10 protein-coding genes and 1 pseudogene are annotated in these 14,136 nt (G+C 71.0%); 6 read left to right on the top strand and 5 right to left on the bottom strand.

Annotation, left to right across the window (positions count from 1 at the left end):
• Positions 1–30 precede the first annotated feature (30 nt).
• Entirely contained in the window at positions 31–1,440 is a 1,410-nt protein-coding gene (locus tag ACFY3I_RS09515; protein WP_365290484.1) for a cation:dicarboxylate symporter family transporter, read from the top strand.
• A gap of 180 nt (positions 1,441–1,620) precedes the next feature.
• On the opposite strand, the gene ACFY3I_RS09510 is transcribed toward ACFY3I_RS09515, so the two are convergent.
• Positions 1,621–2,238 (bottom strand): TetR/AcrR family transcriptional regulator, encoded by a 618-nt coding sequence (locus ACFY3I_RS09510; RefSeq protein ID WP_365290252.1) that lies wholly within the window; start codon positions 2,236–2,238, stop codon positions 1,621–1,623.
• A 175-nt stretch (positions 2,239–2,413) separates the two neighbouring features.
• On the opposite strand from ACFY3I_RS09510, the gene ACFY3I_RS09505 reads away from it, so the two are divergent.
• The 5 genes from ACFY3I_RS09505 (at position 2,414) to ACFY3I_RS09485 (ending at position 8,163) form a co-directional block, all read left to right on the top strand.
• Positions 2,414–4,087 (top strand): MFS transporter, encoded by a 1,674-nt coding sequence (locus tag ACFY3I_RS09505; protein WP_390860128.1) that lies wholly within the window; start codon positions 2,414–2,416, stop codon positions 4,085–4,087.
• 94 nt (positions 4,088–4,181) lie between these two features.
• On the top strand, positions 4,182–4,955 hold the full coding sequence (locus ACFY3I_RS09500; protein WP_365290482.1) for a DUF2127 domain-containing protein: 774 nt from the start codon (positions 4,182–4,184) through the stop codon (positions 4,953–4,955).
• 29 nt (positions 4,956–4,984) lie between these two features.
• A complete protein-coding gene (locus ACFY3I_RS09495; RefSeq protein WP_390860127.1) occupies positions 4,985–5,413 on the top strand; it encodes a MerR family transcriptional regulator in 429 nt (142 codons plus the stop codon).
• Positions 5,410–5,742, top strand: coding sequence for a thioredoxin domain-containing protein (locus ACFY3I_RS09490; protein WP_365290248.1), 333 nt, complete (start codon positions 5,410–5,412; stop codon positions 5,740–5,742). The genes ACFY3I_RS09495 and ACFY3I_RS09490 overlap by 4 nt, the downstream gene beginning before the upstream one ends.
• 150 nt (positions 5,743–5,892) lie before the next feature.
• A complete protein-coding gene (locus ACFY3I_RS09485) occupies positions 5,893–8,163 on the top strand; it encodes a HelD family protein (protein ID WP_390860126.1) in 2,271 nt (756 codons plus the stop codon).
• Here ACFY3I_RS09485 and glgB read toward each other — a convergent pair.
• From glgB to ACFY3I_RS09465, 4 genes and pseudogenes are all read right to left on the bottom strand, one after another.
• A complete protein-coding gene (gene glgB / locus ACFY3I_RS09480) occupies positions 8,138–10,324 on the bottom strand; it encodes a 1,4-alpha-glucan branching enzyme (RefSeq protein ID WP_390860125.1) in 2,187 nt (728 codons plus the stop codon). The genes ACFY3I_RS09485 and glgB overlap by 26 nt on opposite strands.
• Positions 10,325–10,346: 22 nt before the next feature.
• Positions 10,347–11,726 (bottom strand): phosphotransferase, encoded by a 1,380-nt coding sequence (locus tag ACFY3I_RS09475; RefSeq protein WP_390860124.1) that lies wholly within the window; start codon positions 11,724–11,726, stop codon positions 10,347–10,349.
• 101 nt (positions 11,727–11,827) lie between these two features.
• Complete coding sequence (gene treS, locus ACFY3I_RS09470; RefSeq protein WP_365290241.1) at positions 11,828–13,525, bottom strand: maltose alpha-D-glucosyltransferase; 1,698 nt, start codon at positions 13,523–13,525, stop codon at positions 11,828–11,830.
• Positions 13,522–14,136 (bottom strand): annotated as a pseudogene (locus ACFY3I_RS09465) (alpha-1,4-glucan--maltose-1-phosphate maltosyltransferase); the annotation flags it as partial. The pseudogene ACFY3I_RS09465 and the gene treS, both read right to left, overlap by 4 nt.

Genomic DNA, 14,136 nt, shown 5'->3' with positions numbered 1-14,136 from the left:
TATCCCCCGGACGTGAGCCGCACGCCGGTGATGCCGACGAAGACGTCAAGGAGGGCAGCCGTGGCCGCCGCAAGCACTCCCAGTACGGCACCTGCCGCACCCGCCGTGAAGCGGGACCGTACCCATTACCTGTACATAGCCGTGATCGTCGCGGTGGCCCTGGGCATCGCCGTGGGGCTCATCTGGCCCGACGCGGGCGTCGAGCTCAAGCCTCTGGGTACCGGGTTCGTCAACCTGATCAAGATGATGATCTCGCCGATCATCTTCTGCACGATCGTGCTCGGGATCGGGTCCGTGCGCAAGGCCGCCAAGGTCGGCGCCGTCGGCGGTATCGCGCTCGGCTACTTCCTGGTGATGTCGCTGGTCGCGCTGACCATCGGCCTGGTCGTCGGCAACATCCTGCACCCCGGTGACGGGCTGCACATCACCAACGCCCTCAAGGCCACCGGGCACGCCCAGGTGGACTCCGAGGCGCTCGGCGGCGTCGACTTCGTGCTGTCGATCATCCCGACCACGTTCGTCTCCGCCTTCACCGAGGGCCAGGTGCTGCAGACGCTGCTGATCGCGCTGCTCGCCGGGTTCGCGCTGCAGGCCATGGGATCGGCCGGGCAGCCGGTGCTGCGGGGCGTCGAGCACATCCAGCGGCTCGTCTTCCGCATCCTGGGCATGATCATGTGGGCCGCCCCGATCGGCGCGTTCGGCGCGATCGCCGCCGTCGTCGGCTCCGCCGGGCTGGACGCGCTGAAGAGCCTCGCGGTCCTGATGCTCGGGTTCTACGTCACCTGCGTGCTGTTCGTCTTCGTGGTGCTGGGCGCGATGCTCCGGGTCATCGCCGGGCTGAACATCTTCTCGCTGTTCAAGTACCTCGCCCGTGAGTTCCTGCTGATCCTGTCCACCTCCTCCTCCGAGTCCGCGCTGCCGCGGCTCATCGCGAAGATGGAGCACCTGGGCGTGAGCAAGCCGGTCGTCGGCATCACCGTTCCGACGGGGTACTCGTTCAACCTCGACGGCACCATGATCTACATGACCATGGCGTCGCTCTACATCGCCGACGCGCTCGGCACGCCGATGTCGGTCGGCGAGCAGATCCCGCTGCTGCTCTTCCTGCTGCTGGCCTCCAAGGGCGCGGCGGGCGTCAGCGGCGCCGGTCTGGCCACGCTGGCCGGTGGTCTGCAGTCGCACAAGCCCGCGCTGGTGGACGGCGTCGGTCTGATCGTCGGCATCGACCGGTTCATGAGCGAGGCCCGCGCGCTGACGAACTTCGCGGGCAACGCGGTGGCCACGGTGCTGATCGGCACGTGGACCAAGGAGATCGACAAGGGCCGGGTGGAGCTGGTGCTCGCGGGCGAGCTGCCGTTCGACGAGAAGACGCTGCTGGACGACGGGGAGCCGGCCGCGCCCGAGCTGCCCGAGCAGCGGGAGGAGCTGGCGAAGGCGTAGTACGCCGTCGTCGGCCGCGAGTGAGGGGACCGGTCGCGCGGTTCCCGTGCCCCTTCGGGGGCGCTCCAGAACCGTCGGACGTCCGGCCCTGCCTGAACCGGGGCCGGGCGTCCGGCCGAAGCCTCCGGGCGGCTGGCAGCTTCCCCCGCCCCCGCCCAGCCGCCCGGAGCCGTGTTCCGGCTAGCCGCTCAACCCGGCCACCAGTTCCGTGGCCCTGGAGGCGGGTACGCCCGCCGCCGTCAGTGCGCTGACGGCGGCGGAGCGGCCCGCCTCCTTCGCGTCGAGGAGGCCGTCGTTGACCGCCTCCATCACCGCGAACAGCAGCTGCTCGTGCACGTAGGCCAGGGCCGGCGCCGGCAGCGGTGAGCTGAAGTCGCCGTCGTCGAGGCCGCGTTGCAGAATCCGCACCTTCTGTTCGCGCAGCGGTGTGAGGCGGTCGCGGATGCCCTGCACGGTGACCGTGCGCTGGGCGAGGCCGATGAGCAGCCGGTAGCGGTCGGCGATCTCCCAGACGGCGAGCACCGAGCGGGCCACCGCCTCCGCCGGGTCCGCCGTCTCCCGGCGGGCCCCTTCGTCGGCGGCGGTGAGCGCCTGCACCGCGCCGTCGACCAGCGTGCCGATCAGCGCCTCCCGGCTCGGGAAGTGGCCGTACACGGTCCGTCGTACGACTCCTGCCGCGCGCGCGATCTGGTCCATCGAGGCGTCGGGGTCGCGCAGCAGCTCGGCGAGGGCGACGTCGAGGATGCGGCGCCGGTTCAGGTCGGCGCGGGAGGGGTTACCCGTGGTCATGGCAGCCATTCTGCCTGCCTCGTGGCGGGGGCCGCCGTCTCTCCGCAAGTGCTTCACCTCCTCCGTTTGCACAGTGCTGTGCAGATCCCTTACATTGCGCATGGTTGTGCAATTGCACGCCACTGTGCAAGTCCGTCGTGGAGATCCGGCGGCATCCGGACGCGTGAGGAAGGCGATCCCTGTCATGCGACTCGTCATGAACGAACCGGTGGAGACGGCCGGACGGCCCTATCCGCGCCGCTGGTGGGCGTTGCTGGTGCTCTGCCTGAGCCTGCTGATCATCGTGATGGCCAACACGGCTCTCACCGTGGCCGCGCCCGACATGACCGCCGACCTCGGACTCGGCAGCTCCGACCTGCAGTGGGTCATCGACGGCTACACCGTCCCGTACGCCGCCCTGATGCTGCTGCTCGGCGCGATCGGCGACAAGTACAGCCGCCGTGGCGCGCTCGTCCTCGGCCTGGCCGTGTTCGGGGGCGGAGCCGTCCTCGGATACCTCGCCGACAGCGCCGCCACCGTGATCGCGGCCCGTGCCGTGATGGGCACCGGCGCCGCGCTGATCATGCCGGCGACCCTGTCGCTGCTGGCCGCGACCTTCCCGCGGGCCGAGCGGGCCAAGGCGATCACGCTCTGGACCGCCACCGCCGGGCTGGCCATAGCCGCCGGACCGGTGGTCGCCGGCGCACTGCTGCGCGACCACGGCTGGTCGTCGACCTTCCTCATCAACGTGCCGATCGCGGCCGTCGCGGCGGTCGGCGCGCTGGTCCTCGTGCCGCCCAGCAAGGCCGGCCACCACGACCGCGTCGACCACGTCGGCGGACTGCTCTCCGTGCTCTGGACCGGTTCGCTGGTCTACATGATCATCGAGGGGCCGCACTTCGGCTGGGGCGTCAGGGCCGTCACGGCCGCCGCGGTTGCGGGAGCCGGTCTCGTCGCCTTCGTCCTGTGGGAGCTGCGCCACCCGCACCCGGTCCTGGACGTCCGACGCTTCGCCGACCGCCGCTTCGCCGGTTCCAACCTCGCCGTCGCCCTGTTCTTCCTGGCCGTCTTCGGCGCCTTCTACTACCTCACCCAGCACCTCCAGTTCGTCCTCGGCTACGACGCCCTGGGCACCGGGGTGCGGATGCTCCCGCTGGCCGGCGCGGTCTTCGCCGGCTCGGCCCTGACCGGCTGGCTCACCCCGCGCGTCGGCATGCGGTGGACGGTCACCGCGGGCATGGCCGGCGGCACCACCGCGCTCGCCCTGCTCACCCGGGTCGACGCCGCCTCCGGGTACGGGGACTTCGTGGCGCCCCTGATCATCCTCGGCCTGGCCATCGGCCTGGCGCTCTCGCCCTGCACGGACGCCATCATGGGGGCCTTCCCGGAGGCCGAACTGGGCGTCGGCGGCGCCGTCAACGACACCTCGCTGGAACTGGGCGGCTCCCTCGGCATCGCCATCCTCGGCTCGCTGCTGTCCACCTCCTACGGCGACCACCTCGCCGACGCCACCCGGGGCGGCGGCCTCCCCGCGAGCGCGCTGGCCACCGCCCGGGACTCGGTCGGCGCCGGGTACGCGGTCGCCGAGGGCATCGGCGGGAAGGCCAGGCAGGCCGCCGCCCGGGCCGCACAGGCCACCGATCCCCAGCAGGCCGCCCAGCTCAAGGCACAGGCCGGACAGCTGGCCGAGGGCGCCCGGCGGATGACGGACGCCGTCGGCTCCTCCTTCGCTTCCGCGGTGGCCCACACCAGCCTGGTCGGCGCGGTCGTACTGGGCATCGGGACGGCGCTGGTGGCGGTGCTGCTGCCGGGACACCGCAAGGCCACGGAGGAAGCCCCGGCCGAGGAGCGGGAACTGGTGGAAAACGGTGCGCACTGACCCCTGACCGGCACTGGTCAGCCGCATCCACTAACGTGCCGCTCCGGGCCAACCGGAACGGCACGTTGGCATTCACGGCATGGAGGCACGGGGGATGAAGATCGACTGGGACCGTCGGCACTGCGCGCGCAAGGGGCATGTGACCTATGCCCCCGACGACCCGCGGCTGCGGGTGCGGCTGCACGCCCAGACCGCGGTCGGGGAGGCCTGGCGCTGCCTGCGCTGCGGGGACTTCGCGCTCGGCGAACCGCACGGCTCGGGTCCGGCGGCCGACGCCCCGCTGGTGCCGCGCGGCAAGGTGCTGCGGGACCTGTTCATCCTGCGCTTCCTCGCGATCGAGCGGGCCGTGCGCGGGGTGTTCATCGTGCTCGTCGCGGTCGCGGTGTGGAAGTTCAGCAACAGCCAGGACGCGGTGCGCCGGCTCTTCAACGAGTACCTGGACACCTTCCGCCCGGTCTTCAAGCACTTCCACTACGACCTCGACCACTCACCGGTCGTCGGCTCCATACAGAAGGCCTTCGGCTACAAGCACTCCACCCTGGTGCTGGTGGCCGGGCTGCTGCTGGCGTACGCGCTGATCGAACTCGTCGAGGCGGTCGGGCTCTGGTACGCCAAGAGGTGGGCGGAGTACCTGACGGTGGTCGCCACGGCCGCCTTCCTGCCGCTGGAGATCTGGGAACTCACCGAGAAGGTCAGCTACCTGAAGATCGCCACCCTGGTCCTCAACATCATCGCGGTGCTCTACATCGCCCTGGCCAAGAGGCTGTTCGGGCTGCGCGGCGGGCGCCGGGCCTTCGACGAGGAGCGGCACAGCGCCTCCCTGATGGAGGTCGAGGAATCCGCCGGGGTGCAGCCGAGCTTGCCTTGACGTCGGCGTCAACTCCTACCGTCGTACTCATGCGAATCGGCGAGCTGGCCGCACGGGCCGGTACCACCACACGCACCCTGCGGTACTACGAGGCGCGCGGGCTGCTGCCCGCGCGCCGCTCCGGCAACGGCCACCGGACCTACGACGAGCACGACCTGAAGCTGCTCAGGCAGATCCGGACGCTCCAGGAATTCGGCTTCGAGCTGGAGGAGACCCGGCCGTTCGTGGAGTGCCTGCGCGCCGGGCACGCGGAGGGCGACACCTGTCCCGCGTCGCTCGCGGTCTACCGGCGCAAGCTGACGGAGCTGGACTCGCTCATCGGCGAGCTGCGGGCGGTGCGGGCGGAGGTCGGGGCCCAGCTGGAGCGGGCCGAGCGGGCGCGGGACGCGCTGGCCGCCGATTCGGAGGTTCCGGGTGGTCCGGAACCGGTGTGCGAGCTGGGAGGGGACGGCGGATGACCAGGGCAGCGGGTGTGGCCGAGGTGACGGACGCGGACTTCGCGGCGGAGGTGATCGGGGCGGACCGGCCGGTGCTGGTGGAGTTCACCGCAGACTGGTGCCCGCCGTGCCGGCAGATGGCGCCGGTGCTCGCCGCCCTCGCGGCACAGGAGGGCGAGCGGCTGAAGGTGGTCCAGCTGGACGTGGACCACAACCCGGAGACGACGAACGCCTACAGGGTGCTGTCGATGCCGACGTTCATGGTCTTCCGGGACGGTGAGCCGGTGCGGTCGATGGTGGGGGCCCGGCCCGGGCGGCGGCTCCTGGAGGAGCTCTCCGACGTGCTCTGAACCCGCCCCCGTACACAGGAAATCCCCCGGCAATTGCGCCCGGGGGATTTTTTTGCGTATATTCAAGAGTTCGTGACTTCAGGCCGATGATGAATTCGAACAAGTCACGAAGAAGTTCAGTGGGCACAGTATATCCGGGCTGGAGCGGAATTGTCAAACACCGAATTTCCGGACGATGAATTGCGGCACGAGCAGGAATTCGTCGACGGACTGTACGCACGGGTGGACGCCCTCCGCGGCGACACCGAGGACTCGGTCGCGGACGCCCTCTCCCTCGGCGACAAGCCGATGCAGGCCCGGCTGGAACGCGACATCCTGGTCGCCGAGCGATCCGGGCTGCTGACCGCGCTGAACGCCGTGGACGGCTCGCTCTGCTTCGGCCGGATCGACCTGACCTCCGGCACGAAGCACCACATCGGCCGGATCGGACTGCGCCTGGACGACGCCGAGCGCACCCCGGTCCTCATCGACTGGCGCGCCGCGGTCGCCCGGCCCTTCTACCTGGCCACCGGCCACACCCCGATGGGCCTGCGCCGCCGTCGGCACATCGCCACCGACGGCCGCCGGGTAGCCGCCCTGCACGACGAGATCCTGGACCTCGGCGACCGGGAGCGCACCGGCCACGAGGACCCCTCCGGCGACGCGGTGCTGCTCGCGGCCCTCGACTCGGCCCGCACCGGCCGGATGAACGACATCGTGCAGACCATCCAGGCCGAGCAGGACGAGATCATCCGGGCGCCGCACCGCGGGATCCTGGTCGTCGAGGGCGGGCCGGGGACCGGCAAGACCGCCGTCGCGCTGCACCGGGCCGCCTATCTCCTCTACGAACACCGGGAACTGCTCGCCAAGCGGGCCGTGCTCATCGTCGGACCCAACCCGGCCTTCCTCGGCTACATCGGCGAGGTGCTGCCCTCGCTCGGCGAGACCGGCGTGCTGCTCGCCACGGTCGGCGAGCTGTACCCCGGGGTGAAGGCCACCGCGGCCGACACCCCCGAGGCGGCCGCCGTCAAGGGCCGCGCCGACATGGCCGACGTGCTCGCCGCCGTCGTCCGCGACCGCCAGGCGCTGCCCGACCCGGTCATCACCGTCGAGCACGACCGCGAGGTGCTGATGCTCGACGACGGCCTGGTCAACGTGGCCCGCGAGCGCACCCGGGCCGCCGGACTCCCGCACAACGTGGCCCGCGAGTACTTCGAGGGGCACATCCTCAACACCCTCACCGAGCTGTACGCCGAGCGGGTCGGCACCGACCCCTTTGACGGCAGCAGCCTGCTGGACGCCTCCGACATCACCCAGATCCGCGACGAACTCGCCGAGAACCCCGAGGTCTGGGACGCCGTCGACCGGCTGTGGCCGCGGCTCACCCCGCAACGCCTGGTCGCCGACTTCCTCGCCGGACCCGAGGGCCACCTCGGCGAGCAGGACGCGGCCGCGGTCCGCCGCCCGGTCACCCGCGCCTGGACCGTCTCCGACGTCCCCCTGCTCGACGAGGCCGCCGAGCTGCTGGGCGTCGACGAGCGGTTCGCCCGGGCCCGCGCCGAGCGCGAGCGGGAGACCCAGATCGCCTACGCGCAGGGCGTCCTGGACGTCTCCTACGCCTCCCGCACCTACGAGTTCGACGACAAGGAGGACAGCGACCCCGAGGCCTCGGAGGTCCTGTCCGCGCACCACATCATCGACGCCGAACGCTTCGCCGAGCGCCACGAGGAGGAGGACTTCCGCAGCGCCGCCGAGCGCGCGGCGGCCGACCGCACCTGGGCGTTCGGGCACATCATCGTCGACGAGGCGCAGGAGCTCTCCCCGATGGCCTGGCGGCTGCTGATGCGGCGCAGCCCGACCCGTTCGATGACCCTGGTCGGCGACCCGGCCCAGACCGCGGAGGCGGCGGGCGTGGGCTCCTGGTCGGAGATCCTCGAACCGTACGTCGGGGACCGCTGGGACCACACCCGTCTCGGCGTCAACTACCGCACCCCGGCCGAGATCATGGACCTCGCCGCCGCGGTGGTCCGCGCCGCGGACCCGGACTTCGAGCCCCCGAGCTCGGTCCGGTCCACCGGAGCGATCCCGTGGATCCGGCAGGCCCACGACGACCTGCCCGGCGCCGTGGAGAAGGCGGTCGCCGAACTCACCCCCGCCGAGGGGCGCCTGGCCGTCATCGCCCCGCGCGACCTGCACCGCGCCCTCGCCGCCCGCCTGGACGGCGTCACGGCCGGCGCCGAACCCGACCTGACCCGGGCGGTCGTCCTGCTGGACCCGCGCCAGGCCAAGGGGCTGGAGTTCGACTCGGTCCTGGTGGTCGAACCGGGCCGCTACGGCACCAGCGACCTGTACGTGGCGCTGACCCGGGCCACCCAGCGCCTTGGCGTCCTGCACACCGGCCCGCTGCCGGAGGGGCTCAGGCAGGCCGCAGCCACACCGTAGCCAGCGGTGGCAGGGTCAGGCGGATGCTCGTGGCGCGGCCGTGGGACGGGTGGTGTTCCGGTTTCACCGGATCGGGGTTGGTGATCCCGCTGCCGCCGTACCGGGCCGCGTCCGAGTTGAGGGCCTCGTGCCAGGCCGGGATCTCGTCCGGGACGCCGAGCCGGTAGTCGGCGCGGACCACCGGGGCGAGGTTGGAGACCGCGAGCAGCGGTGCGCCTTCGGCGTCGTACCTGAGGAAGGCGAAGACGTTGTCCTCGGCCGCGTCCCCCGCGATCCACTGGAAGCCGGCGATGGAGGTGTCCCGCTGCCACAGGGCCGGGGTGGCGCGGTAGACGCTGTTCAGGTCGCGGACCAGGTCGCGCACGCCCCGGTGGTCGGCCTCGGCGCCGTAGCCCGGGTCCAGCAGCCACCAGTCGGGGCCGTGCGCCTCGGACCACTCCGCGCCCTGGGCGAACTCCTGCCCCATGAAGAGCAGTTGCTTGCCGGGGTGGGCCCACATGAAGCCCAGGTAGGCGCGGAGGTTGGCGCGTTGCTGCCACCAGTCGCCGGGCATCTTGGAGACCAGCGAGCGTTTGCCGTGCACGACCTCGTCGTGGGAGATGGGCAGCACGTAGTTCTCGCTGTACGCGTACACCATCGAGAAGGTCATCTCATGGTGGTGGTAGCTGCGGTGCACCGGCTCGTGGGCCATGTACTCCAGCGAGTCGTGCATCCAGCCCATGTTCCACTTCAGTCCGAACCCGAGCCCCCCGGTGTCGGTGGGGCGGGTCACGCCGTCCCAGGCCGTCGACTCCTCGGCGATCGTCACCACCCCGGGCACCCGCCGGTAGACCGTCGCGTTCATCTCCTGGAGGAAGGCCACCGCGTCCAGGTTCTCCCGGCCGCCGTGCTCGTTCGGCGTCCACTGGCCCGGCTCGCGGGAGTAGTCGAGGTAGAGCATCGAGGCGACCGCGTCCACCCGCAGCCCGTCGATGTGGAACTCCTCGCACCAGTAGAGCGCGTTGGCCACCAGGAAGTTCCGCACCTCACGGCGCCCGAAGTCGAACTCCAGGGTGCCCCAGTCCGGATGGGCCGCCCGCAGCGGGTCCGAGTGCTCGTACAGCGGCCGCCCGTCGAACTCGGCCAGCGCCCATTCGTCCCGCGGGAAGTGCGCCGGCACCCAGTCCATCAGGACCCCGATGCCCGCCCGGTGCAGCGCGTCGACCAGGAACTTGAAGTCGTCGGGGGTGCCGAGGCGGGCCGTCGGCGCGTAGAACCCGGTGACCTGGTAGCCCCAGGAACCCCCGAAGGGATGCTCCGCGACCGGCATCAGCTCGACGTGCGTGAATCCCAGGTCGCCGACGTAGCGCGGGAGTTGCTCGGCCAGCTCGCGGTAGGTCAGGCCGGGGCGCCAGGACGGCAGGTGCACCTCGTAGACCGAGAACGGGGCCTCGTGCACCGGGGTGTCGGCCCGGTGGGCCATCCACTCCCCGTCGGTCCACTCGTGACGGGACGCGTGGACGATGGACGACGTGCTGGGCGGCACCTCGGTGCGCCGGGCCAGCGGGTCGGCCCGCAGGGTGCGGGAGCCGTCCGGGCGGGTGATCTCGAACTTGTACAGCTCGCCCGCGCCGATGCCCGGCACGAACAGCTCCCAGATGCCGGACGAGCCGAGCGAGCGCATCGGGTACCCGCTGCCGTCCCAGAAGTTGAAGCCGCCGGCCAGCCGGACACCCTGCGCGTTCGGTGCCCACACCGAGAAACGCGTGCCGGGCACGCCCTGGTGGGTCATGGGGTGCGCGCCGAGCACCTCCCACAGCCGCTCGTGCCGCCCCTCGCCCAGCAGGTGCAGGTCCAGATCGCCCAGGGTGGGCAGGAAGCGGTACGCGTCCTCGGACTCCTGGACCGTCCCCTCGTACTCCACCAGCAGCCGGTAGACCGGCACGTCGGACAGGGGCAGCAGGGCGGAGAAGAAGCCGTCGCCGTCGTCGTGCAGCTCGGCCCGCAGATCCCGGCCGGCGACCACCGTCACCGCGCGGGCGTACGGACGGAACGCGCGCACGGCTATCCCGCCGTCCGGCAGCGGATGCGCGCCCAGGACCGCGTGCGGGTCGTGGTGCGTGCCGAGCAGCAGCCGGTCGCGGTCGTCGGCGGCTGCGGATACGGACTTCTTGGAGGTCACGGACGCGTCTCCCGGGAAGGTGTCAGGTCGGGTCGGAGGTGGCGAGGCGGCGGACGGCCGACAGGGGCACGGCAAGCCAGTCGGGCCGGTGCCGGGCCTCGTAGACGACCTCGTAGACGGCCTTGTCGGTCTCGTAGGCCCGCAGCAGCACCGGGTCGGTGCGGGGGTCGGTGCCGGTGATCTCGGCGTATCCGGAGCAGTAGGCCGCCCGGCACATGCGGGCCCAGGACCGGGCCGCCGGAGCCACCGAGTGGGCCGCGTAGTCGAAGGAGCGCAGCATGCCGGCGATGTCGCGCACCGGGGGCTGCGGCATCCGCCGCTCGGCCAGCGGACGGGCCGGCTCGCCCTCGAAGTCGATCAGGGACCACTCCCCGGACGGCGAGCGCAGGCACTGCCCCAGGTGCAGATCGCCGTGCACCCGCTGGGCGGTCCAGGTACGGCCCTCCGCGGCCAGGGCGGTCAGCGCCTCGTAGGCCGAACGCAGCCCGTCCTCGTAGGGTCGCAGCGCCGGTACCGCCTGGGCGGCCGCCGTCAGCCGCTCGGTCATGGCCGCGGCCGTCGACTCCAGCCGGCCGTGTCCGAGGGTGACGGTGGGCAGCGCCCGGGCCAGCGCCGTGTGCACCTCCGCGGTGGCCCGCCCCAGCGCCCGCGCGTCCGCCGCGAAGTCCTCGCCCTTGGCCAGCTCCCGCAGGGCCAGCTCCCAGCCGTCGGTGGCGCCGCGTACGAAGGGCTGCAGGACGGCCAGGACGTACGACGCGTCGGGTTGGCCGGGGAGCTCCGCCCGCAGCCACCCCGTGGGGGCGGGCACCCGGGCGCAGCCCTCGCGGGCCAGCGCCAGGGGTATCTCCAGGTCGGGGTTGACGCCGGGTACGACGCGCCGCAGGAGCTTGAGAATGAACGTATCTCCATAGACGACCGAGGAGTTGGACTGCTCGGCGGTCAGGAGCCGGGCCACCAGCCCGTCGCGTATCTCCGCGCCGGGGGCGCGTTCGAAGGACAGCCCGCCGATACGGGCCCGGGTGCGCAGGGCCTCCAGGAGCAGCTCGGCGGGCCGGGGGTCGTACAGGGCGTCGTACACCGTGCGTCCGGCCAGTGGGCCCTCGGTGAGGTGGCCGATCAGCGCGGGTGCCAGCCGGGGCGGCAGAGCCTCGCGGGTGCCGACGAGGAGCTGGTAGCAGTCGCCGGCCTCGGCGGGGGCGGGCGGCTGTTCGGCGCGGACCAGCAGATGGTGCAGGCCCAGTCTGCTGTCCGACGGCAGGAGTTCGGTCTCGGCCACGGTGGCGAAGCCGGTGACCGGGCTGCCCTTGCCCGCGAACCAGCGCTGCCGGGGGAGCCATTCGCGCAGGAGGGGATCGAGCGAGGCGAGGAGAGGGGGCGTGGAGGGGGTGACCGTTTCCGCCATGGCGGTACGTCCTTTCCCCGGTCGTCGGGGGCGTGAGTGATGCGTGCCCCGGGCGGGCCGGGGGAAACCGCCGCCCGGGGGTGGACCGTGCCTGGTTCCGGTTACCCGTCCGCGCGCAGTCGGAACCAGTAGAAGCCGTGTCCGGCCAGGGTCAGCAGATACGGCAGCTCGCCGACGGCCGGGAACCGCACCCCGCCGAACAGCTCCACCGGATGGCGGCCGTTGAAGCGCCGCAGATCGAGTTCGGTGGGCTGCGCGAACCGGGAGAAGTTGTGCACACAGAGGACGAGATCGTCCTCGTACTCCCGCAGGAACGCGATCACCGCCGCGTTCGAGGACTGCAGCTCGGTATAGGACCCCAGTCCGAAGGCAGGATTCTGCTTGCGGATCTCGATCATCCGGCGCGTCCAGTGCAGCAGCGAGGACGGCGACGACATCGAGGCCTCGACGTTGGTGACCTGGTAGCCGTGGACCGGGTCCATGATCGTCGGCAGGAAGAGCCGGCCCGGGTCGCAGGACGAGAATCCGGCGTTGCGGTCCGGCGTCCACTGCATCGGCGTGCGGACGGCGTCGCGGTCGCCGAGCCAGATGTTGTCGCCCATGCCGATCTCGTCGCCGTAGTAGAGGATCGGCGAGCCGGGCAGGGACAGCAGCAGGGCGGTGAACAGCTCGATCTGGTTGCGGTCGTTGTCCAGGAGGGTGGCGAGCCGGCGGCGGATGCCGATGTTGGCGCGCATCCGCGGGTCTTTCGCGTACTCGGCCCACATGTAGTCGCGTTCCTCGTCGGTGACCATCTCCAGGGTCAGCTCGTCGTGGTTGCGCAGGAAGATGCCCCACTGGCAGCCGGACGGGATGGCCGGGGTCTTGGCGAGGATCTCCGAGACCGGGTAGCGGGACTCCCGCCTGACCGCCATGAAGATGCGCGGCATGACCGGGAAGTGGAACGCCATGTGGCACTCGTCGCCGCCGCTGCGGTAGTCGCCGAAGTAGTCGACGACGTCCTCCGGCCACTGGTTCGCCTCGGCCAGCAGCACGGTGTCCGGATACTGCGTGTCGATCTCCTTGCGCACCCGCTTCAGGAACTCGTGGGTGGCGGGCAGGTTCTCGCAGTTGGTGCCCTCGCGCTGGTAGAGGTAGGGCACCGCGTCCAGCCGGAAGCCGTCGATGCCCAGGTCCAGCCAGAACTTCAGCGCGGAGAGGATCTCCTCCTGGACGGCCGGGTTCTCGTAGTTGAGGTCCGGCTGGTGGGAGAAGAAGCGGTGCCAGAAGTACTGCTTGCGGACCGGGTCGTAGGTCCAGTTGGACGCCTCGGTGTCGACGAAGATGATCCGCGCGTCCTGGTACTGCTTGTCGTCGTCGGCCCAGACGTAGTAGTCGCCGTAGGGTCCGTCGGGGTCCTTGCGGGACTCCTGGAACCACGGGTGCTGGTCGCTGGTGTGGTTCATGACGAAGTCGATGATCACGCGCATGCCGCGCTGGTGGGCGGCGTCGACGAAGTCCACGAAGTCGGCGAGGTCGCCGAACTCGGGGAGTACGGCGGTGTAGTCCGAGACGTCGTAACCGCCGTCCCGCAGCGGTGACTTGAAGAACGGCGGCAGCCAGAGGCAGTCGACACCGAGCCACTGCAGGTAGTCGAGTTTCGCGGTCAGACCCTTGAGGTCGCCGATGCCGTCGCCGTTGCTGTCCTGGAAGGAACGCACCAGGACCTCGTAGAAGACGGCGCGTTTGAACCAGTCCGGGTCCCGGTCCTTCGCGGGAGTGTCCTCGAAGGTGTCCGGGACGGGTTCGTTGACGATCATATTGTGGGTGACCCTCCGATCTGCGGGGACGGTCGCAGAACCGTGAAGATATGCGCGGGTCGTCGACCCGGTTCCAGGCGCACGTAGTTGGCCCTGCCCCAGTTGAAGGTTTCACCGGTGAGCTCGTCGCGCACCGGCACCGACTCGTGCCAGTTCAGGCCGAGTTGCGGCATGTCCAACGAGACCGTGGCCTCCTGGGTGTGGTGGGGGTCGAGATTTACGACCACCAGAACCGTGTTCGAACCGCTGCGCTTGCTGTAGACGATCACCGATTCCCGGTCGGCGTGGTGGAAGTGGAGATCACGCAGCTGTCGCAGGGCCGGACTGTCGCGTCGGACGGTGTTGAGCCGGGTGATGAGGGGGGCGATGCCCTCGGTGCCGGCGCGTGTCCAGTCGCGGGGTTTGAGCTGGTACTTCTCGGAGTCGAGGTATTCCTCGCCGCCGTCCTTGAGGGGGGTGTTCTCGCAGAGTTCGTAGCCGCTGTAGATGCCCCAGGTGGGGGAGAGGGTGGCGGCCAGGACCGCGCGGACCTCGAAGGCGGGACGGTGGCCGTGCTGGAGGTAGGCGTGCAGGATGTCGGGGGTGTTGGCGAAGAGGTTCGGGCGCATCCA

This window comes from Streptomyces sp. NPDC001068 (genome assembly GCF_042897315.1).
GTDB lineage: Bacteria > Actinomycetota > Actinomycetes > Streptomycetales > Streptomycetaceae > Streptomyces.
Note: the sequence above shows the minus strand (reverse complement) of the source record. Positions and strands in the feature narration are given on the sequence as shown.

Bases quoted from the DNA above. Each gene is read 5' to 3' on its own strand.
- ACFY3I_RS09515 (WP_365290484.1), top strand. From the start codon at position 31: ATGCCGACGAAGACGTCAAGGAGGGCAGCCGTGGCCGCCGCAAGCACT.
- ACFY3I_RS09510 (WP_365290252.1), bottom strand. From the start codon at position 2,238: ATGGCTGCCATGACCACGGGTAACCCCTCCCGCGCCGACCTGAACCGG.
- ACFY3I_RS09505 (WP_390860128.1), top strand. From the start codon at position 2,414: ATGCGACTCGTCATGAACGAACCGGTGGAGACGGCCGGACGGCCCTAT.
- ACFY3I_RS09500 (WP_365290482.1), top strand. From the start codon at position 4,182: ATGAAGATCGACTGGGACCGTCGGCACTGCGCGCGCAAGGGGCATGTG.
- ACFY3I_RS09495 (WP_390860127.1), top strand. From the start codon at position 4,985: ATGCGAATCGGCGAGCTGGCCGCACGGGCCGGTACCACCACACGCACC.
- ACFY3I_RS09490 (WP_365290248.1), top strand. From the start codon at position 5,410: ATGACCAGGGCAGCGGGTGTGGCCGAGGTGACGGACGCGGACTTCGCG.
- ACFY3I_RS09475 (WP_390860124.1), bottom strand. From the start codon at position 11,726: ATGGCGGAAACGGTCACCCCCTCCACGCCCCCTCTCCTCGCCTCGCTC.
- treS (WP_365290241.1), bottom strand. From the start codon at position 13,525: ATGATCGTCAACGAACCCGTCCCGGACACCTTCGAGGACACTCCCGCG.